We start from the raw sequence: 25,045 nt of genomic DNA on the forward strand, positions 1-25,045 counted from the left end.
CTAGGATGCCGCCTTTGCGCCGCTTGTCGTGGTGGCGCCCGCCTCGCGTGCTGCGACACGGGCCTGCACCTCGGGGCGACGCAACGGCGGCACGGTCTTCGGCGGCTGGCGCCGTTCCGGGAGGTCCTCGAGGAGGTGCTCGGTGATGTGCGCGATCTCGCGGACCGCCTTCTCGAAGGCCTCGCGCGTGCGCGCGGTCGGGTGCGTGATGCCGGAGACCTTGCGCACGTACTGGCGGGCGGCGGCTTCGATCTCGTTGTCGTTCGCGGCTGGTTCGAGCCCGCGCAGCTCTGTGATGTTTCTGCACATGCGCGACAGGGTACGCCGAGGCGCTGCAATCACCAGGCGAACAGCGCCCCGCCCGGTCTTCCTCGCCCCGGTTCCGGTCTTCCCCGCCCCGGTTCCGGGCTCGGTTCGCGGTGCGCGTGTCCAACTTCAGTGCAGATCCTGGCGGTTGTGCCGGTTTCTGGTCGGCTGCGTCCGAATGTGCACTGATGTTGGTCAGCGCGGGCCGCCGCCGACTCTGCGGCGCCCCGGGCTCGCGGAGCGGCGTCCCGGTCCCGGTTTCGGCGGTGCGCCGGTCCGCCCCGCCCGGCCGCGCGCTCCGATTTCGGGCTCGGTTCGCGGTGCGCGTGTCCAACTTCAGTGCAAATTCTGGCGGTTGTGCCGGTTTCTGGTCGGCTGCGTCCGAATGTGCACTGATGTTGGTCAGCGCGGGCCGCCGCCGACTCTGCGCCGCCCCGGGCTCGCGGAGCGGCGTTCCTTCCGGGACCCCCGCGACGCCGGTCGGAAACTAGCTGACGCGGAGGACGGCGGCGCTCTCAGCTGGAAGGCGGAGCGGGACGGCGGACGCGCCCACCGGTGCGCCCGCGACGGTGCCGGTGGTCTGGCCGAGCGTTGCCCGTGCATCCGTGGAGAAGAGCACCTCGGTGGCTCGGTCGACTCGAAGCTCCCGCTCGTCCGCCGAGAAGTTCACGGCGATGACAAGACCGCCTCGCGTGATGACCAGCGTGCCGTCTTCCTGCGACGCCTCGACGCTGCTCGCATCGATCCAGGGCGTGGTGATGTCCGCTTCCCGCCTGCGGAGTGCAATGAGCTCGCGGTAGGTCTCGAGGAGCTGGGCGTGCTCCGGCTTCTCGAGCTCGCTCCAGTCGAGCTTCGACCGCTCGAACGTCGCGACGTCCTGCGGGTTCGGAACGACGGCGGCGTCCCAGCCCATGCGCGCGAACTCGCCGATACGGCCCTCCGTGGTCGCCTTCGCCAGCTCCGGCTCCGGGTGGGAGGAGAAGAACTGGAATGGGGTCGTGGCGCCCCACTCCTCGCCCATGAAGAGCATGGGGGTGAAGGGCGAGGTCAGCTCGAGCGTGGCCGCGATGGCCAGCTGGCCGGGGGAGAGCGTCGCCGTGAGGCGGTCGCCGATGGCTCGGTTGCCGATCTGGTCGTGATTCTGCGACGAGACGACGAGCCGCCAGGCGCGCGTGTGAGCCGGCAGGGGGCGACCGTGATGGCGCCCTCGGAAGGTCGACAGCGTGCCGTCGTGGAAGAACCCCTTCTCGAGCACCTTCGCGAGGGCTTCGAGACCCTCGAAGTCGGCGTAGTAGCCGCTGGTCTCCCCGGTCAGGTTGACGTGCACGGCGTGGTGGAAGTCGTCCGACCACTGGGCGTCGAGTCCGTAGCCGCCTGCCTCGTCCGACGTGATGAGGCGTGGGTTGTTGAGGTCGGACTCGGCGATGAGGGTCAGCGGGCGACCGACGTGCGCTTCGAGCTCGGCGACGTCCCGGGCCAGCTCCTCGAGGATGTGCACGGCGCGGTCGTCGATGAGGGCGTGGACGGCGTCGAGCCGGAGCCCGTCGACGTGGAAGTCACGCAGCCACATGGCCACGTTGGCACGGATGAACGCGCGAACCTCGTCGGAGTTCTCCCCGTCCAGGTTGACGGTGTCGCCCCACGCCGTGGCGTGGTGATCGGAGAGGTAGGGCCCGAACTTGCCCAGGTAGTTGCCGGAGGGGCCGAGGTGGTTGTAGACGACGTCCTGGATGACGCCGATGCCACGCTCGTGGCAGGCCTCGACGAAGCGCTGGTAGGCGGCGGGTCCGCCGTAGCCCTCATGGACGGCGAACCAGTCGACGCCGTCGTAGCCCCAGCCGTGGGTGCCGCTGAACGCGTTGACGGGCATGACCTCGACGAAGTCGACCCCGAGTTCCTGCAGGTGGTCCAGGCGGTCGATCGCCGAGTCGAGCGTGCCCTCGGGGGTGAAGGTGCCGATGTGCACCTCGATGATGACGGACCCCGCGAGCGGGCGGCCGGTCCAGTCGCCGTCCACCCACGGGTGCCGGTCGGCGTCGAAGGTGCGCGAGAGGCCGTGCACGCCGTCCGGCTGCCACCGCGAGCGGGGGTCCGGGATGGGGGTCGTGTCGCCGTCGACGAGGTAGCCGTAGTCGTGGGTGTCCTCGTCGAGCTCGAGCGCCGTGTCCGGTACCCACCAGTCGCCGTCGGTGCGCCGCATCGGCAGCTCGGTGCCGTCGAGGTGCAGGGTCAGCGTCTCGGCGTGTGGTGCCCAGACATCGAAGCGGGAATCGCGCACGGGGAAAACTCCTTGGTGGGAAGCGAGGTGGTGTGGATGCGGGTGCCGGCTAGGACCTGGCGAGCAGCGCCACGGGGTACTGCTGCAGGAGCGCGGCGAGCGGGACGTCCTTGCCGCCCGTGAAGACGGCTGCGGTGAGCTGGTCGATCCACTCGCCCTCGGGGAGGGGGATGGTCGTGCCGATCCATCCGCCGCCCTGCTCGAGGCCGATGGGGAGGCGCGTGCCGATCGTGATGGCACCGCCCCGCGAGAACGCGAGTGCGTGCTCTGCCGCCGGCCCGTCGGCGGTGATGCCCTCGTACTCGGTGAAGAGCTCCGGTCGGCTGCGGCGCAGGCGCAGGCAGGCCGCGGTCACGAGCAGCTTCGCGGCACCGGAGTCGTCGATCGCGGGGACCGCCCCGTGCAGGATCGCGTCGAGCGCCGCAGTGCGCGACGAGTAGTCGACACTCTGCCGGTTGTCTGGGTCGACGAGGGTGCGCGTCCACAGCTCCGTGCCCTGGTAGACGTCGGGGATGCCCGGCATCGTGAGCTGCACGATCTTCGCGGTCAGCGAGTTCGACCAGCCCGCCTCCTGCGTCTCGGCGACGACGTTCTGGACGACGTTCGACGCGACGGGGTTGTCGAAGACGGCGTCGACGGCCGCGTGCAGCTGCCCCTCGAACGTCTCGTCCGGGTTGGTCCAGCTCGTGTGCAGGTCGGCCTCGCGCGCGGCCTTCTCGAGGTAGTCGGTGAGGCGCTCGCGGGATGCGGGCCACGCGCCGACGATGGCCTGCCAGGTGAGCTGCGCGAACGCGTTGTCATCGATGGGGGCCACGTTCTGGAGCTCGGCGACGCTCTCCGCCCAGAACTCGGGGACCTCGCTGAGGGCGGTGATGCGTGCGCGCGTGTCCTCGCCGCGCTTCGTGTCGTGGGTCGACAGCGTGGTCATGGCGTCTGGCCAGTCACGGGCGCGTGCCGTCTGGAGCTCGTGGAACCGCTCCGGGGTGATGGAGAAGACGTTCGGGTCGCCGCCGACCTCGTTGAGGGAGGTGAGGCGTGCGTAGCGGTAGAACGAGCGGTCTTCGACGGCCTTCGCCATGATCATGCCGGTGGTCTGCTGCAGACGCAGCGCGGCCTCGGCTTCTGGCGCCTCGAGGAACGGCAGGACGCGGGCGATCGACGCCGCGAGATCTGGTCGCTGCTCGGTGGCGGCCCTGGCCGCATCGGCGAGGTGGTTCGCGCCCGTCGGAAGGTAGCTGCGGTACACGCTGAAGTGGGCGGCGATCTCGGCGACGGAGTCCTCGATGAGGTCGTCCTCGAGGCCCGTCGCGCGCAGTTCTCGCGCGATGCGGCGGATCTCGGCGTTCAGTGACACGTCGGCAACGGCGCGCTTCGCCTCGTGGATGAGCTGCTCCCAGTCGACCGGGTCGCCGTCTGCTCCCGCCGCGAGCTCGTCGAGCGGCTCCTCGGCGTCGGCGTCGACGAGCACCCGGTCGATCTGGCCGAGCGCGTCGTAGCCGGTCGTCCCTGCCGTGCGCCAGTCGGCGGGCAGCGCCTCGTCGCCCTCGAGGATCTTCTCGACGAGCACATACGCTCCGCGCGTTCGGTCGGCGAGGTGGCGCAGGTAGCCGCCCGGGTCACGGAGTCCGTCCGGGTGGTCGATCCGGAGCCCGTCGACGAGGCGGTGACGCATCCAGTCGAGGATCTCCGCGTGAGCTTCCTCGAACACGTGCTCGTCTTCGACGCGGATGCCCGCGAGCGAGGTGATCGTGAAGAAGCGGCGGTAGTTGAGGCGGCTGTCGCCTTGGCGCCAGTGGATGAGCTGGTAGTGCTGGTTGTCGAGCACTTCCCGCACCGATGCGCCTTCGGGTGCCGAGCCTTCCGCGAGCGGGTACTCGGTGGAGTGGTAGCGCAGCACGCCGGCCTCGGTGTCGACGGTCACGTTGGCGATCGCGTCGCCCCGCTCCCTGGGCATGTCGTCGTCGCCGACCGTTGGGATGAGGAGCTTGCCGCCGCCCGCCTCCCAGTCGATGTCGAAGGACTCGGCGTGCGCGGCCTGCTGGCCGTGCTCGAGCACATCCCACCACCACGGGTTGTCGCGTGGCGTGCCGACTCCCATGTGGTTCGGGACGATGTCGACGAGCACGCCGAGGCCCAGCTCGCGGGCCTTCGCGGAGAACCGCTCGAGCCCCTCGCGCCCGCCACGTTCGTCGTCGACCCTCGAGGGGTCGACGACGTCGTAGCCGTGCGTGCTGCCTGGGGTCGCCTGGAGGATGGGCGAGAGGTACACCCATCCCACGCCGAGCCGCTCCAGGTAGGGCAGCTGCTCGGTCGCGGCGTCGAGGTCGAACTCCGACGTCAGTTGGAATCGGTACGTGCTGGATGGGATGCGCATCATGGTCTCCGTGGCGCGAGGTGCTTCTGAGGTGGCTCTGGCTGGGTCAGCTGCCGAGGGGCGGCCGCGTGATGATGGGGATGGGGGTTGTCATCGCGGCGACGGAAGCGGCGACCGAATGGTCTGGCTTCTCGTTGAGCTCCGCTTCGCGCAGGACGACGAGCGAGCGCGGCTCGAGCGGGATGGTTGCTCCCGGCTCGACGGCCTCGAGGTCGGTGTGCATGCCGGAGGTGTCAATGACGATGTCCCAGTGGGAGGTGATCTCGACGCTCGGGATGGTCGCCTCGACGACTGTCTCGCTGGCGTTGAAGTAGACCATGAAGCTCACATCGGTGATCTCCTCGCCCCGCTCGTCGCGTCCGGCGATGGCGTTGCCGTTGAGGAACATGCCCATCGACTTCACGAACTCCGCGTTCCAGTCTTCGGATGCCATCTGCGTGCCGTCGGTCGAGAGCCACACGATGTCGGGCAGCGCGGATCCCTCGGCGCGCTCCTCGACGCGGCCGTTGAAGAAGCGGCGTCGACGGAACGTCGGGTGGTCGGCGCGCAGCTGCGCGACGGCCCGCGTGAACTCGACGAGCGGCTCGTCGGCGTTCTCCCAGTGCACCCAGCTGATCTCGCTGTCCTGCGCGTACGTGTTGTTGTTGCCGTTCTGGGTGCGCCCCAGCTCGTCGCCGTGGAGGAGCATGGGCACGCCCTGGCTGAGCAGCATCGTCGCGATGATGTTCCGCTGCTGCCGGGCGCGCATGGCGTTGATCTCGGGGTCATCGGTCGGGCCTTCGACGCCGAGGTTGTAGGAGCGGTTGTGGCTCTCGCCGTCGTTCCCGTTCTCGCCGTTGGCGTCGTTGTGCTTCTCGTTGTAGGAGACGAGGTCTCTCAGCGTGAAGCCGTCGTGGGCCGTGACGAAGTTGATGGAGGCGAAGGGGCGGCGTCCGGAGTGCTCGTAGAGGTCGGCGGATCCGGTGATGCGGCTCGCGAACTCGCCGAGCGTTGACGGCTCGCCTCGCCAGAAGTCGCGCACGGTGTCGCGGTACTTGCCGTTCCACTCCGTCCACTGCGGTGGGAAGTTGCCGACCTGGTAGCCGCCGGGGCCGACGTCCCACGGCTCGGCGATGAGCTTCACCTGCGAGACCACCGGGTCCTGCTGCACGAGGTCGAAGAAGGTGGACAGCTTGTCGACGTCGTGCAGCTCGCGGGCGAGGGTGGAGGCGAGGTCGAAGCGGAAGCCGTCGACGTGCATCTCGGTGACCCAGTAGCGCAGCGAGTCCATGATGAGCTGCAGCGAGTGCGGGTGGCGCATGTTGAGCGAGTTGCCGGTGCCCGTGTAGTCGGTGTAGTACCGCTTGTCGTCTTCCTCGAGCCGGTAGTAGGCGGCGTTGTCGATGCCGCGGAAGCTGAGGGTCGGGCCGAGGTGGTTGCCTTCTGCCGTGTGGTTGTAGACGACGTCGAGGATGACCTCGATGTTGTTGGCGTGCAGCGTGCGCACCATCGACTTGAACTCCTGCACCTGCTGGCCTGCCGTGCCCTGGGAGGCGTAGTCGGCGTGCGGGGCGAGGAACGAGATGGTGTTGTACCCCCAGTAGTTGCGGAGCCCCTTCTCGATGAGGGTGCTGTCCTGCACGAACTGGTGCACGGGCATGAGCTCGATGGCGGTGACGCCGAGGCGCTTGAGGTGCTCGACGATCGCGGGGTGCGCGATGCCGGCGTACGTGCCGCGGATCTCCTCGGGCACATCCGGGTGCAGCTCGGTGAGCCCCTTGACGTGCGCCTCGTAGATGAGGGACTCGTTGTAGGGGATGCCCGGCTTCCGGTCGCCAGCCCAGTCGAAGTAGGGGTTGATGACAACGCCCTTCATCATGTGGGGCGCTGAGTCGAGGTCGTTGAACGAGTCGGGATCGCCGAAGTTGTAGCTGAAGAGCGACTGGTCCCAGTCGATCTCGCCCGTCGTCGCCTTCGCGTACGGGTCGAGGAGGAGCTTCGCCGGGTTGCAGCGGCTTCCGTTCACGGGGTCGTAGTCGCCGTGCATCCGGTAGCCGTACTGCTGGCCGGGCTGCACGTGAGGGAGGTAGGCATGCCAGACGTGCGCATCCTGCTCGTAGAGCCTCACCCGCTCCTCGTTGCCGTCGTCATCGAAGAGGCACAGCTCGACCTTGTGGGCGGCCTCGCTGAAGATCGCGAAGTTGGTGCCACTTCCATCGAACGTCGCTCCGAGGGGGTAGGCATTTCCGGGCCACGTTTTCATGCACGCTCCTATTGCTTCATCGAAGAACATCGCGTGTGGATGCAGGCACTAAAGCTACCAAAGGGTGGGAGCGCTCTCGCCCGCGAGCACACAGGACTTCTCCTGGTTGACAGGCATGTCGACGACCTACGCTGGCCGCATGACGAACCTCACACAGAACCTCACGGACTCGGTCAAGAAGCTCGGCGTCACTCTCGCCTACGGCGAGAAGGTGGAACTCGGCAAGTCCACGATCCTTCCGGTCGCTCTCGTCTCGTACGGCTATGGGGGTGGCGAGAGCACTGAGGAGGGTCAGGAGAACTCGTCGGGCGGCGGTGGCGGCGGGATGGCCGTGCCGGTCGGCGCGTACGTGGATGACGAGTTCGGCACGAGCTTCCGCCCGAACATCATCACGCTGCTCGTCGTGTCGATTCCGCTGGTGTGGACGGTCGGGCACGCCCTCCCGCGGCTCATCAAGGCGCTCAAGAAGTAGCTCGGGCCGCGGTACGGCCTATACTCGGGGTGTTCACGGGAGTCCGGTAGTCCGGGCTGAGAGGAAGGCTCAAGCCTTCGACCGTCAAACCTGATCTGGGTAATGCCAGCGCAGGGAGGCACATCTCCGAGCAGGGTCGCCCACGGCTCTGCGCCCGTGCACTTTCACTCGAAAGGGCACACAGCATGACAACTTCCTCGACTCCATCTCCGACTGCGGCAGCGCAGGTCCCGGCTCAGGCGAAGGCGCCGAAGAGCCGCTTCCGCTGGCGTGTCATCGACATCGTCACGGCGGCCGTTCTCGGTGTCGCGACGGGCCTCATCTTCATCTTCTGGAACAGCGTCGGCTACCTGTGGTTCACGACGATGGACGCGTTGACGCCGGGCTTCGGTGGCATCGCGGTCGGCATCTGGCTGCTCGGCGGCGTGCTGGGCGGGCTCATCATCCGCAAGCCGGGGGCTGCGCTCTTCGTCGAGGTGCTCGCGGCGTGCGTCTCCATGCTGCTCGGCAGCCAGTGGTCGATCGAGACCGTCTACTCGGGGATCGCGCAGGGCCTCGGCGCCGAGCTCATCTTCGCGCTCTTCCTCTACAAGCGCTTCGGTCTGAGCGTCGCGATGCTCGCGGGCGCTGGTGCTGCCGTCGCCGCGTGGGTGCTCGAGCTGTTCCTCAGCGCGAACATCGAGAAGGGCCCTGAATTCCTGACGATCTACCTCGTCGCGGTCGTGGTCTCCGGTGCGGTGCTGGCCGGAGTCGTCGGCTGGCTGCTCACGCGAGCACTCGCCGCCACTGGCGCGCTGAACCGCTTCGCGGCGGGCAGAAGCGCGAAGCGAATCGGCTAGCGCTCGTGGGCGCGAGAGTCGAGGCGAGGGGGTGGGGCTGGCGCCACGCCGACCGGGCGAAGCTGGCGGTCAGCCAGCTCGACCTGACGATCGAGCCCGGAGAGGCCGTGCTGCTGCTCGGGCCGTCGGGGGCGGGCAAGTCCACGCTCCTGGCGGCTCTTGCCGGGGTGCTCGGCGACCACGAGGACGATGGCCAGGAGCTCGGCTCGCTGCTGGTCGACGGCAGGCATCCGACGGATGCGCGCGGCGCGGTGGGGCTGGTCCTGCAGGATCCGCAGGCGAACACGGTGCTCGCCCGAATCGGCGACGACGTCGCGTTCGGCTGCGAGAACCTCGGTGTGCCGCGCGCCGAGACCTGGGTTCGGGTGCGCGAGGCGCTCGACGCCGTCGGGCTGCGGATGCCGCTCGACCGCTCGACCGCGCAGCTGTCCGGCGGTGAGCGCCAGCGCCTCGCGATCGCGGGCGTGCTCGCGATGCGGCCGAACCTCATCCTGCTCGACGAGCCGACCGCGAACCTCGACCCGGCTGGTGTCGAGGAGGTTCGCGAGGCGGTTGTGCGTGCCGCGGAGGTCACCGGCGCGACGCTCATCGTCATCGAGCATCGGGTGGATGTGTGGCGTTCGAGCGTCGACCGGGTCGTCGTACTCGGCACTGAGCAGCACCTGCTCGCAGACGGTGCCCCTGACGTGATCCTGGAGGAGCAGCGGGAGTCGCTCCTCGCGGCGGGTGTGTGGATAGGCGGCCACGAACCCTCGGTTCCCCGGGGCGAGCGCGCCCCGGGGGAGGACCTGCTCGTCGCCGACGGCCTCGGGTTCGGGCGTGCCGACCATCCGCTGCACACGCAGTTCGGCGCGACGCTGCGGGCGGGGGAGTCGACGGTGGTGCTCGGGCCCAACGGCGCGGGCAAGACGACGCTGGCGCTGACGCTTGCTGGCCTGCTCAAGCCAGTCGCGGGCGACGTGCGTGCGAGCAGTGCCCTGCGTGAAGCTGGCGAAGACGCTGACCGTCGACGGGGTGGTTGGGCGCTCGGCAGGTTCCGCGTGGCGGGCCCGGTCGGCCCGCATCCGTCTGCCTGGCGTTCCCGTCAGCTGCTGACGAGGATCGGCACGGTCTTCCAGCAGCCCGAGCACCAGTTCGTCGCGGGCACGGTGCGGCGCGAGCTCGAGGTGGGACCGGATGCGGTGGGGCGCGGCAGACGCGAGACGAGCGAACGCGTCGACGAGCTGCTCGCGGCGCTGCGCCTCTCGCACCTCGCGGAAGCGCACCCCTTCACGCTCTCCGGCGGCGAGCAGCGTCGGCTGTCCGTCGCGACGGTGCTCGCGACGGCGCCTCGGGTGCTCATCTTCGACGAGCCCACCTTCGGGCAGGACCGCAGGACCTGGACGGAGCTCGTCACGATCATGTCTCGCCTCGTCTCCGAGGGGCACTCGCTGGTCTCCGTGACTCACGACGAGCAGCTCGTGCGTGTGCTCGGCGACCAGCGCATCCGCATCGAAGCCCACGACCGCAAGAACGAGAAGGTGCCAGCATGATCGGCAGCGGCGCGGGCGTCGCCTCGGCGGATTCCCGCCCGGCACGGTCGGCCACATCGCCCCAGGTCGATGCCGACGGCGTGCCGCTCGAAGTGCTCCCCGTCGGCGGACGGTTCCTCGACCGCGTGAACCCGGTCACGCCGTTCCTGGCGGCGGTGATGTACTCGATTCCCCTGCTGACGACGCTCGATGTCGTCTCGGCGGCCGTCGCGCTGACGTTCTCGCTCCTCGCCTTCGGCGTCGCCGGAGTGCGCCCCATGGAGGTCCTGCGATCGAGCTGGATCCTCCTCATCGCCGCCCCCGTCTCCGCCACGAGCATGCTGCTGTACGCCAAGCCCGGCGGGGCGAGCTACGGGCAGTTCCTCTACGCGAACATCACCGACAACTCCATCCAGCTCGCGATCGCCGTCGGCGTGCGCGTGCTCGCGATCGGCGTGCCGACGCTCGTCGCGTTGAGCCGCATCGACCCGACCCGCCTCGCCGACGGTCTGGCGCAGGTCGCGCACCTCCCGGCGAGGTTCGTGGTGTCGGCGCTCGCGGGCATCCGCCTCTTCGCCGTGTTCCGCGACGACTGGACGGCGATGAGCCAGGCGCGCCGCGCTCGCGGTCTCGGCGACTCGGGTGCCATCCGACGGTTCATGACGATGGCGTTCGCGCTGCTCGCTCTCGCGCTGCGACGGGCTGGGACACTGGCGACCGTCATGGAGGCTCGCGGCTTCGGCGCCGAGGAAATCACGCGGACGTGGGCTCGCCCCTCACATCTCGGCTGGCGGGACCTCGTTCTCGTGCTTGCGGCAGTGGTCATCGCCGGCGCGGCTATCGGAGTGGCCGTCGCGGCGGGGTCGTACCGGCTCGTGGGCAGCGCGTGAGCGGGGTCGCGGCGCTGCTGGACCGCGTGCTCGCGGATGCCCGCGGCTCGCGCCCGGTCGTGATCATCGACGGCGGGTCGGGCTCGGGCAAGACGACGCTCGCGGGGGAGCTGCTGGCGGAGTTCCGGGCGCGCGGCTTCGAGAGCGCGCAGCTGGTGTCCCTCGACGACGCCTACCCGGGCTGGGGTGGCCTCGCTGCCGCCTCGCAGGCGGTGCACCGCGACATGCTCCATCCCGAGCAGCCGGGGCTCCCGCACCGCCCCGGCTATGAGAGCTGGGACTGGGCGGCGGATGCGCCCGGTCCGTGGCGCGAGCTCGACGGCTCCGCGCCGCTCATCGTCGAGGGCTGCGGTTCGCTGTCGCACGAGAGCGCGCCCCTCGCGACGACGAGCGTGTGGATAGAGCTCGACGAGGCCCACCGGAAGCCGCGGGCGCTCTCGCGTCCTGCAGACGTCGGCGTCTTCGAGGAGTTCTGGGAGATGTGGGCGGCTCAAGAGCGCGAGCACTGGCGACGCAATGCGCCGTTCCTGCTCGCCGACGTCATCATCGAGGCCGTGCCCGGCGCGTGACGGGGTTTCGCGGCGGGAGCAGTGCCGTCAACGCGGGCCGGTGCCCGTCTGGTCTGAGCTCTGCCGGCGGCGAGCGCGCACGTAGCGCACGGTGAAGATCACGGCGATGACCAGCCCCACCAGCGCCGCGAGCAGCCAGGTGCCGCCGACGATGAGGCCGTAGACGGCGTCGTCGTAGTCGATGCTGGTGCCGGGACCGGCGTCGAGGGAGAGGCCGGTGCCGATGCTGTCGGCGACCGGCCGCAGCAGGAGACCGGCGAGCGCGCCGACTCCCGTCGCGAGTGGGATCGCGAATGCCCACCCCCAGAGCACGGAGCCGAACGTCGGACCGGCCGCGCCTGCTGTGCGACGAGCCGCCTGGATGCTCCGCACCCCGAGCAGGATCAGCACGACGAGGCCAGCACCTGCCGAGACGAACATCGCCCAGAACGCGAACGCGGAGAGCAGCGTCTGCCCGGCCTCGACGAGCGGTGGGATGGGCCCGACGGCGTCGACCGTGATGCTCGCGGCAGCAAGCGCCGAGAGCAGACCGGTCACGGCCATCCACAGTGCGAAGGCTGGTGCCGCCAGGACGAGGACGATTCCCCAGAGGAGGCGTCCTGGCCGGAGGGGCCCGCGGGCTGGTGGCGTCTGCTGCATCCGGGAAGCGTACCGGGGACGCGCGAATCGGGAGGCTCTACGCCCAGCCGAGCTCGTGGAGCTGCGCGTCGTCGATGCCGTAGAAGTGCGCGATCTCGTGCACGAGCGTCGTGTGCACCTCGTCGCGGAGGGTCTCCTCGTCGTCGCAGATCGACAGGAGCGGCTCGCGGAACAGCACGATGCGGTCGGGCAGCTCGCCGAAACCGTACTGGCCGCGATCCGTGAGCGCGAACCCCTCGTAGACGCCGAGCAGGTCGAGCGAGCCGTCCTCTGGCCGGTCCTCGACGACGAAGATCACGTTGTCGAGGCCGTCGACCATCTCGTCCGGCAGCTCATCGAGCTCGTCGACGACCAGGGCCTCGAAGTTCTCCCGCGACATCTCCATCCGCTCATTGTGTCGCAGGGTGGCTGGACAGGGACCGGCGGCTAGACCTGCGCCGAGGCGTGGTCGTAGGCGACGGGGAGGAGCTCGCGTGCGACCACGCTGATCAGGCCGTCGGGGCCGGGCAGGATCACCCGAATGTCGGGGTAGTGGTCGGCGAGCACCTGGCGGTCACGCCCGCAGGGGCTCATCACCCCGCGGCCGTGGTTCGCGACGGCGACGATGTGCGTCAGCTCGAGGGCACCAGCGGCGCGGGCCGAGCCGAGCGCCACCAGCTCGGCGCAGGGCCCGCCCGTGAAATGGTGCAGGTTCACGCCGACGTGCACCCGGCCGTCCGCCGCGCGCACGGCAGCCCCTACCGTGTGGATGCCGTCCTCATCCGGCCCAGCATCCGTCGTCGCATCGATCGTCGACCGGGCGGCTTCGACGAGCTCGAGCTCGCCTTCCGAGACGGGCCGGGCGGATGCGAGTTCGAAAGCGGTCATGACGCGAGCCTACGAGGTGTCCTCGAGAGGGCCTCCCGGCTCGATACCCGCGCGCCTCGCTAGGGTGCCCCTGTGTCCGATGACGAATGCTCCCGCCCGCAGGAGTGGCGAGCTGCGCACGCCGCCGCCATGGTCGGCTGGGACTTCTCCGCCCTGGACGGGCGCATGACCGCCGACGAACCCCACTGGGACTTCACTGCCGAGTGCCGTGCCGCGATGGCGACTGCCACGCGCATCGCCGACCTCGGCACGGGAGGCGGCGAGCGGCTCATCGAGCTCATCGGCGACCTCGGTGCCGCCGCCGAGTCCCTGGCCATCGCGGCAACCGAGGGGTGGGAGCCGAATGTCGAGATCGCGAGGCGGAACCTGGCGCCGTTCGGTGTGGACGTGCACCGCTACGACTCCGAGGCGGGTGACTCCCTGCCGTTCGAAGATGCGTCGCTGGACCTCGTCGTGTGCCGCCACGAGTCCTTCGACGCCGGGGAAGTCGCCCGTGTGCTCGCGCCGGGCGGCCGGTTCCTGACCCAGCAGGTCGACGGACGGGAAGCGCACGAGCTCCGAGAGTGGTTCGGCGGGGACCCGCTGCACGACGACGTGACGCTGGCGAACGCGAGCAGCGAGGTGGCAGCCGCCGGGCTCCGCATCGAGCTCGCCGACGAGTGGACTGGGCGGATGACGTTCGCGGATGCTCGTGCGCTGGTCGAGTACATGGCCCTGGTGCCGTGGGATGTCCCAGGCTTCGAGGTCGACGCCAACATCAGCACGCTGCGTCGCCTCGACGCAGCGCGGCCGATCGTCGTCACGCAGCGGCGGTTCCGACTGGCCGCAGTGCGCGACTGAGCTGCTCGACGCGCCAGAGCGTCCGCTCGCTGGCGTGGTGCGACGCGGCCCGCGAGAATGGGGCCATGATCGACGTCTTCGGGGAGGCCCTGACCCATGAGACGGTCGCGCAGTTCGCCTTCTGGGGCATGGTCCTCGGCGTCGGAATCGTGCTGCGCATCGTCCGATCGGTGCGGCCGCACCTGCTCAACCGCACGCGCTGGGGAGTGCTGGCCGCCGCCATTCTCCTGCTCCTCGTCGCTCTGAGCATCGTGAACCTGTCAGCCTCCGTCGTCCTCTCAGTGGTGTCGAGCTTCCTGCTCGTCGCCCTGGGGGCAGCCGGCGCCGGTGCCCTCGTCGCGCTCGCGGTCTTCTCCCTGCTCGAGTTCATCGCGCCCAAGCGGCGGCGCGACCTGGTTGCGGCTCCCGCGGGCGCTCCGCAGCGCTGACACCTCACGGGGGAGCGAGGCGACCTCTCCTGCATCCACGTCCTAGGATGCTCGCGTGTACGTCAAAGTGTGTGGCCTGGATTCTGTCGAGTCGGCGGCGGTTGCCGTCGAGAGCGGAGCCGACGCGGTCGGCATCGTCATGAGCCGCACGAGCCCGCGCAGGCGTTCTGCGGAGGAGGCCGCGAAGATCTTCGGTTCCGTTGCGGCGGGCGTCGATCGGGTGCTGGTCGTGCACGACATGTCGGCCACGCATGCCGCCGAGATCGCGGGAGCGGTCGGCGCGAACGTGCTGCAGTTGCACGGCTCCTACTCGGGCGATGAGGTTCGAACTGCCGGCGCGATCTTCCCGCGGATCTGGCGAGCCACCTCGCTCGCCGACGACCCTGAGCTGCGCGTCGGGGCGTTCGGTGAGGAACTCCTGCTGCTGGATGCGCCGAAGCCGGGGTCTGGCGAGCGCTGGGACCTCTCGGAGCTCGTCCGGCGTCGCCCCGAGGGGCACTGGCTGCTGGCAGGCGGCCTGCACCCGGGGAATGTGGCCGAGGCGATCGGCGAGGCAGAGCCCTGGGGTGTCGACGTGTCGAGCGGGGTCGAGTCGAGCCCGGGCGTCAAGGACCACGCCCGGATCCGCGCCTTCGTGGAGTCCGCGAAGCGCGCCGGCTGACCGCTCGTGGCCCGATCTGCTGTCCAACTTGCGTGATGAAAGCCACCCCTGTCGCCGCATCCAGCATGCACTCGTGGTCAGATCGCTAGAGCTGGTCAGGGACGCGGTGGGTCGACCTCCGCGAACTCCGCCTCCAGGTCGGCGCCCGCGGCGGTGAGGTGGTCGAGGACGGTTCGCACGGCGAAGCGCGCCTGACGGTCTGGACGTGCGATGGCGACGATGCTGCGCACGGACCGCACGCCGTCGAGCGGGCGCAGCACCACCCCTGGGCGCGGGCGAGTCGTGAAGCGCGGCAGCAGCGCGAGCCCCGTGCCGGTTGCGACGAGCGCTTCCACGAGCCGGTTGTCGCGGAGCCGCTGCACTCGATCGAGGTTGGTGCTCGTGGCGTTCTCGACGGCGATCAGGATGCTGTCGAACGGGTAGCCGACGGGCACACCCACCCAGGTGGTGCCGAGCAGATCGCCAGGGACGAGGTGGTCGAGGTGCGCCAGCGGATGCTCGGACGGCAGGGCGACGTCGATCGGCTCCCGGGCGAGGACTCGCGTGTGCAGGTGCTCTGCCCCGCGCGGGACGTCTCCCGTGAGGCTGTGCCCGATAACGATGTCGGCGTCGAGGGTTCGCGCTGCGTACTCGGACTCGGCGAGGTCGAAGTCGTCGAGGTCGAGCTGGATCGCCGACCCGGCCGTGCGGCGGAGGAGGCCGGGGACAAGCGCTTCGCTGGCGCTCGGGAGCGCGCCGATCGAGACGGTGCCGCTCGGCTCGCCGAGGCTCGCCTCGAGCTTCGCCTGCACTTCGGCGAGCGCCCTGCCCACGTCGTCGGCGCCGTCGGCGAGGATCCTCCCGGCCGCGGTGAGGCGCAGCCCTCGGGAGAACGGCTCGACGAGGCTCGCGCCGAGCTCCCGCTCTGCGGTCCTCAGCTGCTGCGAGAGGGCGGAGGGGGTGCGGTGCGTGGCCTCGGCCACCGCCGCGAGTGTGCCCCGCAGCGACAGCTCGCGGAGCAGCTCGAGGTGGCGGAATTCCATGTAGGGAGCCTACAGTTATCGGTCACGGATCATCACTGGTGCTTCAGGGTGAGCGCGCCGCACACTGATCCCGTGCCTCCTCGCCATGTCGCCCTCGCCTGCCTCGTCGCAGTCCTCTGGGGCGTGAACTTCCTCGCCATCCACGCCTCGCTCGAGCAGTTCCCGCCGTTCTTCCTCATCGCCCTGCGCTTCGGGTTGCTCGCTATCCCGACGATCCTGTTCATCCCGCGCCCGAACGTGAAGCTGCGGTGGCTCGTCGGGTACGGGCTCGGCTTCGGCACCCTGCAGTTCGTCGGGCTCTACCTCGGTATGGCGGCTGGCTTCCCCACGGGGCTCGCGTCGCTCGTGCTGCAGATGTCGGCGCCGTTCACCGTGCTGCTCGGCGCGATCTTCCTCCGCGAGAAGCTCACGACGCGTCGTGTCATCGGCATCGCGGTCGCGGTCGGCGGCCTGCTGCTGGTCGGTGTCGCCCGGGGCGGCGCCGGAAGCTGGTGGCCGTTTGTGCTCGTGGTGATCGGCGCGTTCGGCTGGGCCATCGGCAACATCTCGAGCCGACTCGCCGAACCGCCGAAGCCCCTGCACCTGACGATGTGGATGGCCGTGGTGCCGCCCATCCCCATGCTCGCCGTCTCGCTGCTCGTGGAGGGGCCGGAACAGATCTGGGCGTCGCTCGCGACGGCGTGGACCGCCGCGGCGGTTCCCGCGTGGGTTGGGCTCGTCTACACGATCGTGCTCGGCACGGTTCTCGGATCCGGAATCTGGGTGTGGCTCATGAAGCGCCACCCGGCGGGTGTCGTCGCACCGTTCTCGATGCTCGTCCCCGTGGTCGGCATCTCGACAGCGTGGCTCGTGCTGGGGGAGCGGCCCGGCCCGCTCGAGCTCGTCGGAGGCGCGATCGTGCTCTTCGGGGTTCTCTGGGCGAGCCGCATGCCAGCCGCAGCGCTCGTGCTGGAACCGGAGTCGCGCATCCCGGAGTCACCCGTCGCTGAATCGCTTCCCCTTGAGCCGCCTCGTCCCGAGTCGCCTCTCCCGGACTCACCGAAACTCGAGGCCCCCGCGCCTCGCTAGAAGCACGCGGGAGGCGCAGATTCCCGGCACTGGGAACCTGCGCCTCTCGCGTGGATGCGGCCGGACTGTCCTCGCACAGACCCGGCCCGACGACGAAGGCCCCGAGTTCTCCAGCACTTGCAAGTGCAGGGAAATCGGGGCCTTCCAACATGGGGTGAGTAACGGGGCTTGAACCCGCGGCCTCCTAGACCACAACCAGGCGCTCTACCAGCTGAGCTATACCCACCATGTCTGTCGCACGCGTGCTCTCGCTCGCCTGCGACTACGAGAGTCTATTACAGATTTTGGGCGAAGTCGTTCACCACTTCTGCTGCGACCTCTCGAAGCTCCTCGCTGGTCGGTCCGGGCTCGGGCACGAGCACCGCCTTCCGGTAGTACTTGAGCTCGCGGATCGACTCGAGAATGTCGGCCTTCGCGCGGTGGCCGCCGTCCTTGTCGGGGGAGTGGAAGTACACGCGGGGGAACCAGCGGCGCGACAGCTCCTTCAGGGTGGAGACGTCGACGTTGCGGTAGTGGAGGTGCTGGTCGACCTCTGGCATGTACTTCGCGAGGAACATGCGATCGGTGCCGATGGTGTTGCCCGCAAGCGGGGCCGTGTTGGGCACGGGGACGTGCTTCTTCAGGTACGCGAGCAGCTGCGCCGTCGCGGTCTCGAGGCTTGCGCCGTTGGGGATCTCCTCGATGAGCCCGGACGTGGTGTGCATCTGCGTCACGAACTCGCCCATGTTGGCCATGGCTGCGTCGCTCGCCGAGATCACGATCTCGAAGCCTTCGTCGAGGATGTTCAGGTCGCTGTCGGTGACAAAAGCGGCGACCTCGACCAGCTCGTCGATGGACGGGTCGAGGCCTGTCATCTCGCAGTCGATCCAGACGAGACGTTCCTGAGCAATAGGCATGAGGGACATCGTAGTGATTCCCCGGGTTTCGTGGCGGCCAGTGCACCCTTTCGTGGCCCGCTATGCTGGCTGGGACCGCGCCCCAGTAGCTCAGTGGATAGAGCAACGGCCTTCTAATCCGTCGGTCGCAGGTTCGAATCCTGCCTGGGGCACCCTTCTCCGCAGCTCCTCGGCCCGGCCGACCTCGATTCCGGAGGCACTCTCGTGAACGTCACCCAGCTCTCTCCCCAGTTCGTGCGCGGCGCCGCGGAACTCGAGCAGACCGACCGGGGCGTTCGGCCCCACCGGCTGCCCGAGGCAGTCCGGTCGCAGTTCCCGGATCCGCAGCTGCTCCTGGTGGAGGCTCAGCCCTCGGGTGTTCGCGTGGTCTTCGATACGGCAGCCGCGAGCGTCGCGCTCGAGCTGCACCCCACGAGATCCGCCTACGCCGGCATCGAACGTCCTCGCGGGCGCGTCGACGTCTTCGTCGACGGCACGCGGCTCGTCAGCGACGAGCTGACGGGCGGCGACGCCGTCGAGGTCGACCTGCAGACCGGGGCGACGTCGTTCCACGCCGGCGCGACGCACACGACGACGATCTCGGGGCTCGCAGCGGGCGAGGTGAAGCGAGTCGAGTTCTGGCTTCCGCACAACGAGTCGGTCGAGCTGGTCGAGCTGCGCTCGGACGCACCGCTTGAGCCGGTCACGTCGGCGGGCCCGGTGTGGCTGCACCACGGCAGCTCCATCAGCCACGGTTCAAATGCGTCCGCTCCGAGCGACATCTGGCCGGCCGTCGCGGCCCGCCGAGCTGGCGTCGAGCTCCTGAACCTCGGGCTCGGCGGCAGCGCGATGGTCGACCCGTTCCTCGCCCGCGTCCTGCGGGACACGCCCGCGGACTTCATCAGCGTGAAACTCGGCATCAACGTCGTGAACGTCGACGCGATGCGCATCCGGGCGTTCGTGCCCGCCGTCCACGGCTTCCTCGACACGATCCGGGACGGGCATCCAGACACCCCGATCGTGCTCATCTCGCCGGTCTTCTGCGGCATCCACGAGCACACGCCGGGCCCCGGCGCGCTCGACCCGGAATCGCTCAGGGTCGGACGCGTGAAGTTCCTGGCCACGGGCACCTCGGGGGACGAGTCGCAGGGGCGTCTCACCCTCAGCGTGATCCGGCGCGAGCTCGCCTCGCTCGCCGAACGCCGTGCTGCCGACCCGAAGCTGTCCTTCCTCGAGGGCACCGAGCTTTACGGCGAAGCGGATGCGGAGCTGCTGCCGCTTCCCGACGACCTGCACCCTGGTCCCGAAGCTCACCAGCTCATGGGCGAGCGCTTCGCGGCGTACGCGTTCTCGCCCGGAGGACCGTTCCGGCCGTCGTCCTGAGCGCAGCAGGCGCGTCTCCGGGCCGCGCCTGGCACGATGAAGCATGCCCTCTCGACTGCGGATGATCTTGGACGCGCTCACGCTCTCCGAACGCGATGCGCCGGTCCGGTCGCTGGTCGAGGCGTTCGGCGGCGCCCCTGCCTGGGTGTCCGAGGTGCTGGTGGGGGAGCCGGCAGTGCGGTCACGGCGGCTGCGGTTCGCCTCTGGTGGGGAGCTGATCCTGCAGGACGACGCGCTTGTCGCCGTGATCCTGCACACGGTGCCCACCGCCCACTCGCCATCGGCGATCGACCTGTCCGAGTGGCTCGAGGGCGCCCACAACGCGGCGACGCTCGACGACCTCAAGAAGGTCATCGCCGGACGCCGCCGCTTCGCTGGGCTCGGCACCCCCTACTTCGAGCTCGACGACGGATACGCGCGGGCGGAATTCCGCGACCGCCGCGGCTGGAATGACCCAGGCAACCTCGTTGCGCTCGTCTTCACACTCGAGCAGCCGGGCCTCGTCGTCCGCCCTGAAGACGATCTCTGCCCCAGCTGCAGCGGCCTCGTCGTGCGCGACCGGGCCGGCGCCTGTGACCTCGAGCGCACCATCGACGCGATCGCGGAGGCGCTCGCGGCCGGCCTCCTCCAGGAGAGCGCCAGCTGGGTGCGCCTGTCGGATCTTCGCCCCCTCCACACCTCCGGCCTCATGGAGCGGGTCGAGAGTCAGCTGACCTGCCTCGCGTGCCGCCGCATCCTCTGCGTCACGCTCGTTCGTGGCGGCACCCCGGTCGTCAGCCACCTCGCGCTCGACCAGGCGCGGCGGCACCGGCTCGGCGCGATCCCGCCGGTCGAGCAGTGGGGCGACGCGGCACGCATCGCGGAAGAACGAGACGCCATGCGCTACGTCGACCACGAGCCCGGGCGCTGGTTCCTCGTCGCGCAAGGCGAGCGCCTGTACCTCGACGCGAGGTACGTGGTGACGAACATGGTCGACGACTCCGCCCTGATCTGCCTCGACGAGGACGAGCTCGAGCAGCACCGCCTCGCGGGTCGCACGTACCTCAGTGAGCTCGCAGAGCGCATCCACAACGGGTCGCCCCACCGTGAGACCTCGCCCTACTTCTCCCGTGATCTCCGGCGAGGTCCGGAGGGTGCCGCCTATCGCGAGGCGGTGAGTCGGGCCATCGTCAACCACACGTGGTTGGCCTCGCAGAGGCAGCGAGGCTAGCTCGCCGTGCCGTCGGCTGGGGTCTCAGAGCTTCGCCAGAACGGTCGGGATGAGGATCGGCGCGTTGATCAGGAAGTGGAGGAGCATCGTCGCGACGAGGTTGCGACGGATGAGGGTGAACGCGACGAGCGCCAGGGTGCCGACGAGCTGATGGAACAGCCAGCTCGGCCCGAAGAACACCACGTGGGGCGCGATGAAGATCACGAGGCTCACCGCCGCGCCGATCCACCGCGAGTGCAGGAGCGATCCGAGGCGCTCCTGCAGGTAGCCGCGGAAGGCCACCTCCTCCGTGACGGCGGCGGTGACGATGAGCAGCAGGACCCCGGCGATGCTCATGCTCGTGATCGTGGCGACACCGCTGTTCTCCTCCTGCGGGGCCACGAGGCTGGCGATCCAGGACCACGCCATGACGCCCCCGAAGGCGTAGAAGGCCCACTCGATGTCCTTGCTGGTGGGCTTCGTGATGAGCAGCGAGGCAAGCCCCCGATGCTCGCCCCAGAGCACGAGCGCGATCAGAAGGAGCGCCCCGAGCCACTTCCAGGCGTTGCTCGACGCGGGTCCCGCCATACCCAGTCGGAGGTCGATGCCTGCCAGTTCCGGAACCGGCGGGCCGTTGTAGACGACCCAGAACAGCAGGAGCCCCGCGAGGAAGATCCAGCCGTCACGCGTCCGCGTCTCGAACGTCGGCGTGCCGATGCCGCCGCGCGGTGCGGGCCTGTCGATTCGCTCCTCCGTCGTTTCGCTCATGCTCTAGAGTAAACACTCTAGAGTGAACGCTCTACATCGGTTTCGAGAAGGTGGCGGGAGGCAGCGGATGGCGGCACGCACCGGAGGAACGCGCACGGCGATCATCGAGGCCGGCTCCCAGCTCATCGCCGAGCTCGGCTACGCGGGGGCGACGACGGCACGCATCTGCGCACGCTCCGGTGTCTCGTCCGGGACCTTCTTCCACCACTTCCCGACGAAGCTGCACCTCCTGGTCGGCATCCTCGAGGCGGATGCAGCGCAGTCGCGCACCCGGTTCGCAGCGCTCGCGGAACGCGCCCCGGACGATCCGCGAGGTGCGCTGCTCGCCTGGCTCGACCTGCTGCTCGAGGAGGCGAGCGATCCGCACCTCGCCGGCTTCGTCGCCGGCCTGAGTGCAGCACCGAGCGACGAGCGCGTCGAGCAGCTGCTCGAGGAAGTCGCGTCGGGGCAGCAGGGTGCGCTCGAGGCGATCATCACGGCCGGGCAACGTGAGCGGCTGTGGCGCTCCGATATCACGGGTGACCGGCTCGCCCTGTGGGTCGGGGTGATCGCCGACGGAGTCCTGACGCGCAGCGTCGAGGACACGACCTTCGACGCATCGGGCGCAGCTGACGAGCTGCGTGATCTGATCCGCCGCTACCTGGCGCCCTAGGCACGGTTCGGTCGCGATTCGTCGCGTGGCCGAGAAGCGTCCGGTGCTCTGGAAGAATGGCGAGCGTGACGAGCTTCGATGCCGCAGGTCTCCACGATTCCGCCAACACCGCGATCGACGCTGATCGTCGCGCCTCCGGTCACAGCCTGGAGCGAGATCCGGGCATGCCGACCAGCACCTGGCGCCTGCGCAGCGACGCGTGGGAGTACCTGCGCTTCGCGATCAAGCGCCTCGAGTCGGGGCACGAGACATCGAGCATCCTGGATGCAGACGGCGAGATCTCGCGAAACCTCCGCGCCCTCGAGACGCTCGAGCTGTACTGGGCGGGCTTCGGGCAGCGCTACGTCGCCGAGATCCGCGAGTCGCTCGACAAGGGCGAGTACTCGACGGCCCTCGAGCGCATCGGCCGGGTCGTGAGTCGGCTGCGGGGCACGAGCATCCCTGCCGACCATCGCGAGGACCGCCTCGACGAGGCGGAGCGTGCGGAGCTGCAGGACGACGCCGACCCGCGTCCTCGCTTCGAGGTGCTGCTCGTCGACGAGACGACCACCGCCGACCGGGACGCGCTACGCGCCGACATCCTCAAGCTCCGCAGCGCCGCGGACGCCTTCGTGTACGACTACGTGATCGTGCCGTCCGCGGACGACGCCGTCGCGGCCGTGCTCACGAACCCGAACATCCTCGCCGTCATCATCCGCCCCGGCTTCAGCGACCGCAGCCAGCAGCGCCTCAGCCGCGACATGCGCGAGACCATCGACCTGGCCCACGTCGACTCGGCCGGGACCACGGCGACGTCGCGCTCGAGCCTCGCCTCGGTGCAGCGCGTGCTCGGGCTCGCCGACACGCTCAACACCCTCCGTCCTGAGCTCGACCTGTACCTCGTCGCGGGCGCGCACATCGAAGACCTCGCCGGCGTGCTCACGCGACGCTTCCGCCGCGTGTTCCTGCGCGAGGATCAGCTCGAGCTGCACCTGTCGCTGCTGCGCCGCGTCTCCCACCTCTACGACACCCCGTTCTTCACGGCCATCCAGGAGCACGCCCGTCGCCCGGCCGGTGTGTTCCACGCCCTGCCGATCTCGCGCGGCGGGTCGGTGGTCACCTCGAAGTGGATCACGGACCTCGTCGACTTCTACGGCCTCAACCTCCTGCTCGCCGAGACGAGCGCCACCTCGGGCGGCCTCGACTCGCTGCTCGCCCCGGTCGGAGCGATCAAGAAGTCGCAGGAGCTCGCGGCCCGAGCCTTCGGGGCGAAGCACACGTTCTTCGTCACGAACGGCACCTCCACGGCCAACAAGATCGTGCATCAGGCGCTCGTCTCTCCCGGCGACATCGTGCTCGTCGATCGCAACTGCCACAAGTCGCACCACCACGCGCTCATGCTCACCGGCGCCCGCACGGCCTACCTCGAGGCCTACCCGCTCAACGAGTTCGCCTTCTACGGGGCGGTGCCGCTCGACCGCATCAAGCAGCTCCTCCTCGACTACCGCGCGGCGGGGCGCCTCGACGAGGTGCGCCTCGTGACGCTCACGAACTGCACCTTCGACGGCATCGTCTATGACCCGGAGCGGGTCATGGCGGAGTGCCTCGCCATCAAGCCTGACCTCGTGTTCCTCTGGGACGAAGCCTGGTTCGCGTTCGCCGCGTTCCACCCCATCACCCGCCGCCGCACGGCCATGGCGGCCGCGAAGCACCTCGAGGATCGCCTGGCCACCACCGCGCACGCGACCGCCTACCAGGAGCAGCGCGCTCGCCTGTTCGACCCTGAGACGGGCGAGCCCGCTGCCGACGAGGTGTGGCTCGCCGAGCGGCTCCTGCCTTCCCCGGATGCACGGATCCGGGTCTACGCGACGCAGTCGACCCACAAGACCCTCACCGCGCTGCGTCAGGGCTCGATGATCCACGTCTACGACAAGGACTGGTACCGAGAGGCGGAGGAGCCGTTCCACGAGGCGTACATGACGCACACCTCGACGTCGCCGAACTATCAGATCCTCGCCTCGCTCGATCTCGGGCGACGCCAGGTGGAGCTGGAGGGGTTCGAGCTCGTCCAGCGTCAGCTGGATCTGGCGACGAGCATCGCGCAGGCCATCGCGCGTCACCCGCTGCTGCGCCGCACCTTCCGTGTGCTGTCCGGCCACGATCTGATCCCGGCCGAGAATCGCGCCAGCACGAGACCCATGCCCCACCGAGACGGGTTCTCGACGATGTGGCAAGCGTGGGAGGAAGACGAGTTCGTCGTCGACCCGAGTCGGATCACGGTGGAGATCTCGCGCACGGGTGTCGATGGTGACACGTTCAAGCACGAGCACCTCATGGATCGCTACGGCATCCAGGTCAACAAGACGAGCCGCAACACCGTGCTGTTCATGACGAACATCGGCACCTCCCGCAGTTCCGTCGGCTACCTCATCGAGGTGCTCGTGAAGCTCGCGGAGCGCTTCGAGGAGGAGTCCCAGGCGCGGGAGATCGACGGCGAGCGCCCCGCGCCCGCGCCGATGCCGCCGCTGCCCGACTTCAGCGCATTCGCGCCGGAGTACGCCTCAGCCGACGGGCTCCCGGACGGCGACCTGCGGACCGCGTTCTTCCGGGGTCAGCGCCGGGCGAACATCGAGCACCTCAGCCACGCCCAGCTCGCCGAACGGGTCAAGGGCGGCGCCGCGCCGATCTCCGCGGGCTTCGTCACGCCCTACCCGCCAGGGTTCCCCGTGCTCGTGCCAGGGCAGCTCGTCACCGACGAGGTGCTCGACTTCATGGCCGTCCTCGATACGCGCGAGATCCACGGCTACGACCCGCTGCGCGGCTACCGGATCCTGCGCGAAGACTGATCTGCGCGCACCTCGGTCGGCGACTCTCAGCCGTCGCAGGATTCTGGATCTGAGCCGGGGAATACCTGCCAGGGGTATACGGTTACACACACCGTACATACCCCCAGGGGGCACTGCCCCGGCAAGGAGATCCAGGATGACCACCACCACATACCAGGTCACGGGCATGACCTGCGCCCACTGCGAGCGCGCCGTCACTCAGGAGGTCAGCGACCTCGCGGGCGTCGCGAGCGTCGACGTCTCGGCCGAGACCGGGCGCCTCGTCGTCGAGAGCGCAGAGCCCCTCGACGATGCGGCCGTGATCGCCGCCGTCGATGAGGCCGGCTACGCAGCGACCAGGGCCTGAC

Annotated in this window: 24 protein-coding genes, 2 tRNA genes and 1 riboswitch; of the genes, 15 read left to right on the forward strand and 11 right to left on the reverse strand. The window is 69.4% G+C overall.

The genetic code is table 11. The annotated features are described in order from the left end of the window. From C5E07_RS06510 to glgX, 4 genes are all read right to left on the reverse strand, one after another. Entirely contained in the window at window positions 1–309 is a 309-nt protein-coding gene (locus C5E07_RS06510) for a DUF2277 domain-containing protein (RefSeq protein WP_104298853.1), read from the reverse strand. 484 nt (window positions 310–793) lie between these two features. Continuing rightward, window positions 794–2,584 (reverse strand): malto-oligosyltrehalose trehalohydrolase, encoded by a 1,791-nt coding sequence (treZ, locus tag C5E07_RS06515; RefSeq protein WP_104298854.1) that lies wholly within the window; start codon window positions 2,582–2,584, stop codon window positions 794–796. A 49-nt stretch (window positions 2,585–2,633) separates the two neighbouring features. Beyond that, window positions 2,634–4,961 (reverse strand): malto-oligosyltrehalose synthase, encoded by a 2,328-nt coding sequence (gene treY / locus C5E07_RS06520; RefSeq protein WP_308471355.1) that lies wholly within the window; start codon window positions 4,959–4,961, stop codon window positions 2,634–2,636. Between the two features lie 43 nt (window positions 4,962–5,004). After that, the gene (glgX, locus tag C5E07_RS06525) at window positions 5,005–7,200 is read right to left on the reverse strand and encodes a glycogen debranching protein GlgX (RefSeq protein ID WP_104298855.1); all 2,196 of its coding nucleotides are present in this window, start codon (window positions 7,198–7,200) and stop codon (window positions 5,005–5,007) included. A gap of 139 nt (window positions 7,201–7,339) precedes the next feature. Between glgX and C5E07_RS06530 the strand changes: the two genes are divergently transcribed. From C5E07_RS06530 to C5E07_RS06550, 5 genes are all read left to right on the forward strand, one after another. Beyond that, window positions 7,340–7,672, forward strand: a complete 333-nt coding sequence (locus C5E07_RS06530; RefSeq protein WP_104298986.1) for a hypothetical protein — start codon at window positions 7,340–7,342, stop codon at window positions 7,670–7,672. Window positions 7,673–7,696: 24 nt separating this feature from the next. Further along, window positions 7,697–7,806: riboswitch (TPP riboswitch) on the forward strand. A gap of 51 nt (window positions 7,807–7,857) precedes the next feature. Next, window positions 7,858–8,511: an ECF transporter S component gene (locus C5E07_RS06535; RefSeq protein ID WP_104298856.1), complete on the forward strand. Its 654-nt coding sequence runs from the start codon at window positions 7,858–7,860 to the stop codon at window positions 8,509–8,511. Between the two features lie 5 nt (window positions 8,512–8,516). After that, window positions 8,517–10,043, forward strand: a complete 1,527-nt coding sequence (locus C5E07_RS06540) for an ABC transporter ATP-binding protein (protein WP_104298857.1) — start codon at window positions 8,517–8,519, stop codon at window positions 10,041–10,043. Further along, window positions 10,040–10,912 (forward strand): energy-coupling factor transporter transmembrane protein EcfT, encoded by an 873-nt coding sequence (locus tag C5E07_RS06545; protein WP_146080536.1) that lies wholly within the window; start codon window positions 10,040–10,042, stop codon window positions 10,910–10,912. Before C5E07_RS06540 ends, C5E07_RS06545 begins: the two co-directional genes overlap by 4 nt. Next, window positions 10,909–11,481, forward strand: coding sequence for a cobalt ABC transporter (locus C5E07_RS06550; protein ID WP_104298858.1), 573 nt, complete (start codon window positions 10,909–10,911; stop codon window positions 11,479–11,481). The genes C5E07_RS06545 and C5E07_RS06550 overlap by 4 nt, the downstream gene beginning before the upstream one ends. A 27-nt stretch (window positions 11,482–11,508) precedes the next feature. Here the strand turns inward: C5E07_RS06550 and C5E07_RS06555 are convergent, their stop codons facing one another. From C5E07_RS06555 to C5E07_RS06565, 3 genes are read right to left on the reverse strand one after another with little or no spacing between them, the layout of a single operon-like run. Then, complete coding sequence (locus C5E07_RS06555) at window positions 11,509–12,120, reverse strand: hypothetical protein (protein ID WP_104298859.1); 612 nt, start codon at window positions 12,118–12,120, stop codon at window positions 11,509–11,511. A gap of 37 nt (window positions 12,121–12,157) precedes the next feature. Next, window positions 12,158–12,505, reverse strand: a complete 348-nt coding sequence (locus C5E07_RS06560) for a metallopeptidase family protein (RefSeq protein ID WP_104240722.1) — start codon at window positions 12,503–12,505, stop codon at window positions 12,158–12,160. A 41-nt stretch (window positions 12,506–12,546) separates the two neighbouring features. Next, complete coding sequence (locus C5E07_RS06565) at window positions 12,547–12,987, reverse strand: cytidine deaminase (RefSeq protein ID WP_104298860.1); 441 nt, start codon at window positions 12,985–12,987, stop codon at window positions 12,547–12,549. 72 nt (window positions 12,988–13,059) lie between these two features. Here C5E07_RS06565 and C5E07_RS06570 point away from each other — a divergent pair, with 72 nt between their 5' ends. The 3 genes from C5E07_RS06570 to C5E07_RS06580 all read left to right on the forward strand — a co-directional run bounded on the left by C5E07_RS06570 (window position 13,060) and on the right by C5E07_RS06580 (window position 14,916). Beyond that, the gene (locus C5E07_RS06570) at window positions 13,060–13,827 is read left to right on the forward strand and encodes a class I SAM-dependent methyltransferase (protein ID WP_258063795.1); all 768 of its coding nucleotides are present in this window, start codon (window positions 13,060–13,062) and stop codon (window positions 13,825–13,827) included. A 65-nt stretch (window positions 13,828–13,892) separates the two neighbouring features. Further along, the gene (locus C5E07_RS06575) at window positions 13,893–14,255 is read left to right on the forward strand and encodes a hypothetical protein (RefSeq protein ID WP_104298862.1); all 363 of its coding nucleotides are present in this window, start codon (window positions 13,893–13,895) and stop codon (window positions 14,253–14,255) included. 55 nt (window positions 14,256–14,310) lie between these two features. Further along, a complete protein-coding gene (locus tag C5E07_RS06580; RefSeq protein ID WP_104298863.1) occupies window positions 14,311–14,916 on the forward strand; it encodes a phosphoribosylanthranilate isomerase in 606 nt (201 codons plus the stop codon). 95 nt (window positions 14,917–15,011) lie between these two features. Here the strand turns inward: C5E07_RS06580 and C5E07_RS06585 are convergent, their stop codons facing one another. Next, a complete protein-coding gene (locus C5E07_RS06585) occupies window positions 15,012–15,938 on the reverse strand; it encodes a LysR family transcriptional regulator (protein WP_104240727.1) in 927 nt (308 codons plus the stop codon). A 72-nt stretch (window positions 15,939–16,010) separates the two neighbouring features. Here C5E07_RS06585 and C5E07_RS06590 point away from each other — a divergent pair, with 72 nt between their 5' ends. Further along, window positions 16,011–17,006 carry an EamA family transporter gene (locus C5E07_RS06590; RefSeq protein WP_104298864.1) on the forward strand — a complete coding sequence of 332 codons (996 nt, stop codon included), beginning with the start codon at window positions 16,011–16,013 and terminating at the stop codon, window positions 17,004–17,006. A gap of 150 nt (window positions 17,007–17,156) precedes the next feature. Here the strand turns inward: C5E07_RS06590 and C5E07_RS06595 are convergent. Beyond that, a tRNA-His gene (locus C5E07_RS06595) sits at window positions 17,157–17,232 on the reverse strand. 49 nt (window positions 17,233–17,281) lie between these two features. Continuing rightward, on the reverse strand, window positions 17,282–17,902 hold the full coding sequence (orn, locus tag C5E07_RS06600; protein ID WP_104240789.1) for an oligoribonuclease: 621 nt from the start codon (window positions 17,900–17,902) through the stop codon (window positions 17,282–17,284). 79 nt (window positions 17,903–17,981) lie between these two features. On the opposite strand from orn, the gene C5E07_RS06605 reads away from it, so the two are divergent. The 3 genes from C5E07_RS06605 to C5E07_RS06615 all read left to right on the forward strand — a co-directional run bounded on the left by C5E07_RS06605 (window position 17,982) and on the right by C5E07_RS06615 (window position 20,474). Then, window positions 17,982–18,054: transfer RNA gene (locus tag C5E07_RS06605), tRNA-Arg, on the forward strand. A gap of 52 nt (window positions 18,055–18,106) precedes the next feature. Further along, window positions 18,107–19,264, forward strand: a complete 1,158-nt coding sequence (locus tag C5E07_RS06610) for a GDSL-type esterase/lipase family protein (RefSeq protein ID WP_104298865.1) — start codon at window positions 18,107–18,109, stop codon at window positions 19,262–19,264. Between the two features lie 43 nt (window positions 19,265–19,307). Continuing rightward, the gene (locus tag C5E07_RS06615; protein ID WP_146080537.1) at window positions 19,308–20,474 is read left to right on the forward strand and encodes a hypothetical protein; all 1,167 of its coding nucleotides are present in this window, start codon (window positions 19,308–19,310) and stop codon (window positions 20,472–20,474) included. A gap of 24 nt (window positions 20,475–20,498) precedes the next feature. Here C5E07_RS06615 and C5E07_RS06620 read toward each other — a convergent pair whose 3' ends face one another. After that, window positions 20,499–21,221 (reverse strand): CPBP family intramembrane glutamic endopeptidase, encoded by a 723-nt coding sequence (locus C5E07_RS06620; protein ID WP_104298867.1) that lies wholly within the window; start codon window positions 21,219–21,221, stop codon window positions 20,499–20,501. 67 nt (window positions 21,222–21,288) lie between these two features. Between C5E07_RS06620 and C5E07_RS06625 the strand changes: the two genes are divergently transcribed. The 3 genes from C5E07_RS06625 to C5E07_RS06635 all read left to right on the forward strand — a co-directional run bounded on the left by C5E07_RS06625 (window position 21,289) and on the right by C5E07_RS06635 (window position 25,044). Continuing rightward, window positions 21,289–21,873: a TetR/AcrR family transcriptional regulator gene (locus C5E07_RS06625; RefSeq protein ID WP_104298868.1), complete on the forward strand. Its 585-nt coding sequence runs from the start codon at window positions 21,289–21,291 to the stop codon at window positions 21,871–21,873. A gap of 164 nt (window positions 21,874–22,037) precedes the next feature. Further along, window positions 22,038–24,698, forward strand: a complete 2,661-nt coding sequence (locus C5E07_RS06630) for an aminotransferase class I/II-fold pyridoxal phosphate-dependent enzyme (RefSeq protein ID WP_228497161.1) — start codon at window positions 22,038–22,040, stop codon at window positions 24,696–24,698. A gap of 136 nt (window positions 24,699–24,834) precedes the next feature. After that, window positions 24,835–25,044: a heavy-metal-associated domain-containing protein gene (locus tag C5E07_RS06635; RefSeq protein WP_104240733.1), complete on the forward strand. Its 210-nt coding sequence runs from the start codon at window positions 24,835–24,837 to the stop codon at window positions 25,042–25,044. Window position 25,045: the final 1 nt, after the last annotated feature.

The organism is Pseudoclavibacter sp. RFBJ3 (assembly GCF_002931375.1).
Taxonomy (GTDB): domain Bacteria; phylum Actinomycetota; class Actinomycetes; order Actinomycetales; family Microbacteriaceae; genus Pseudoclavibacter.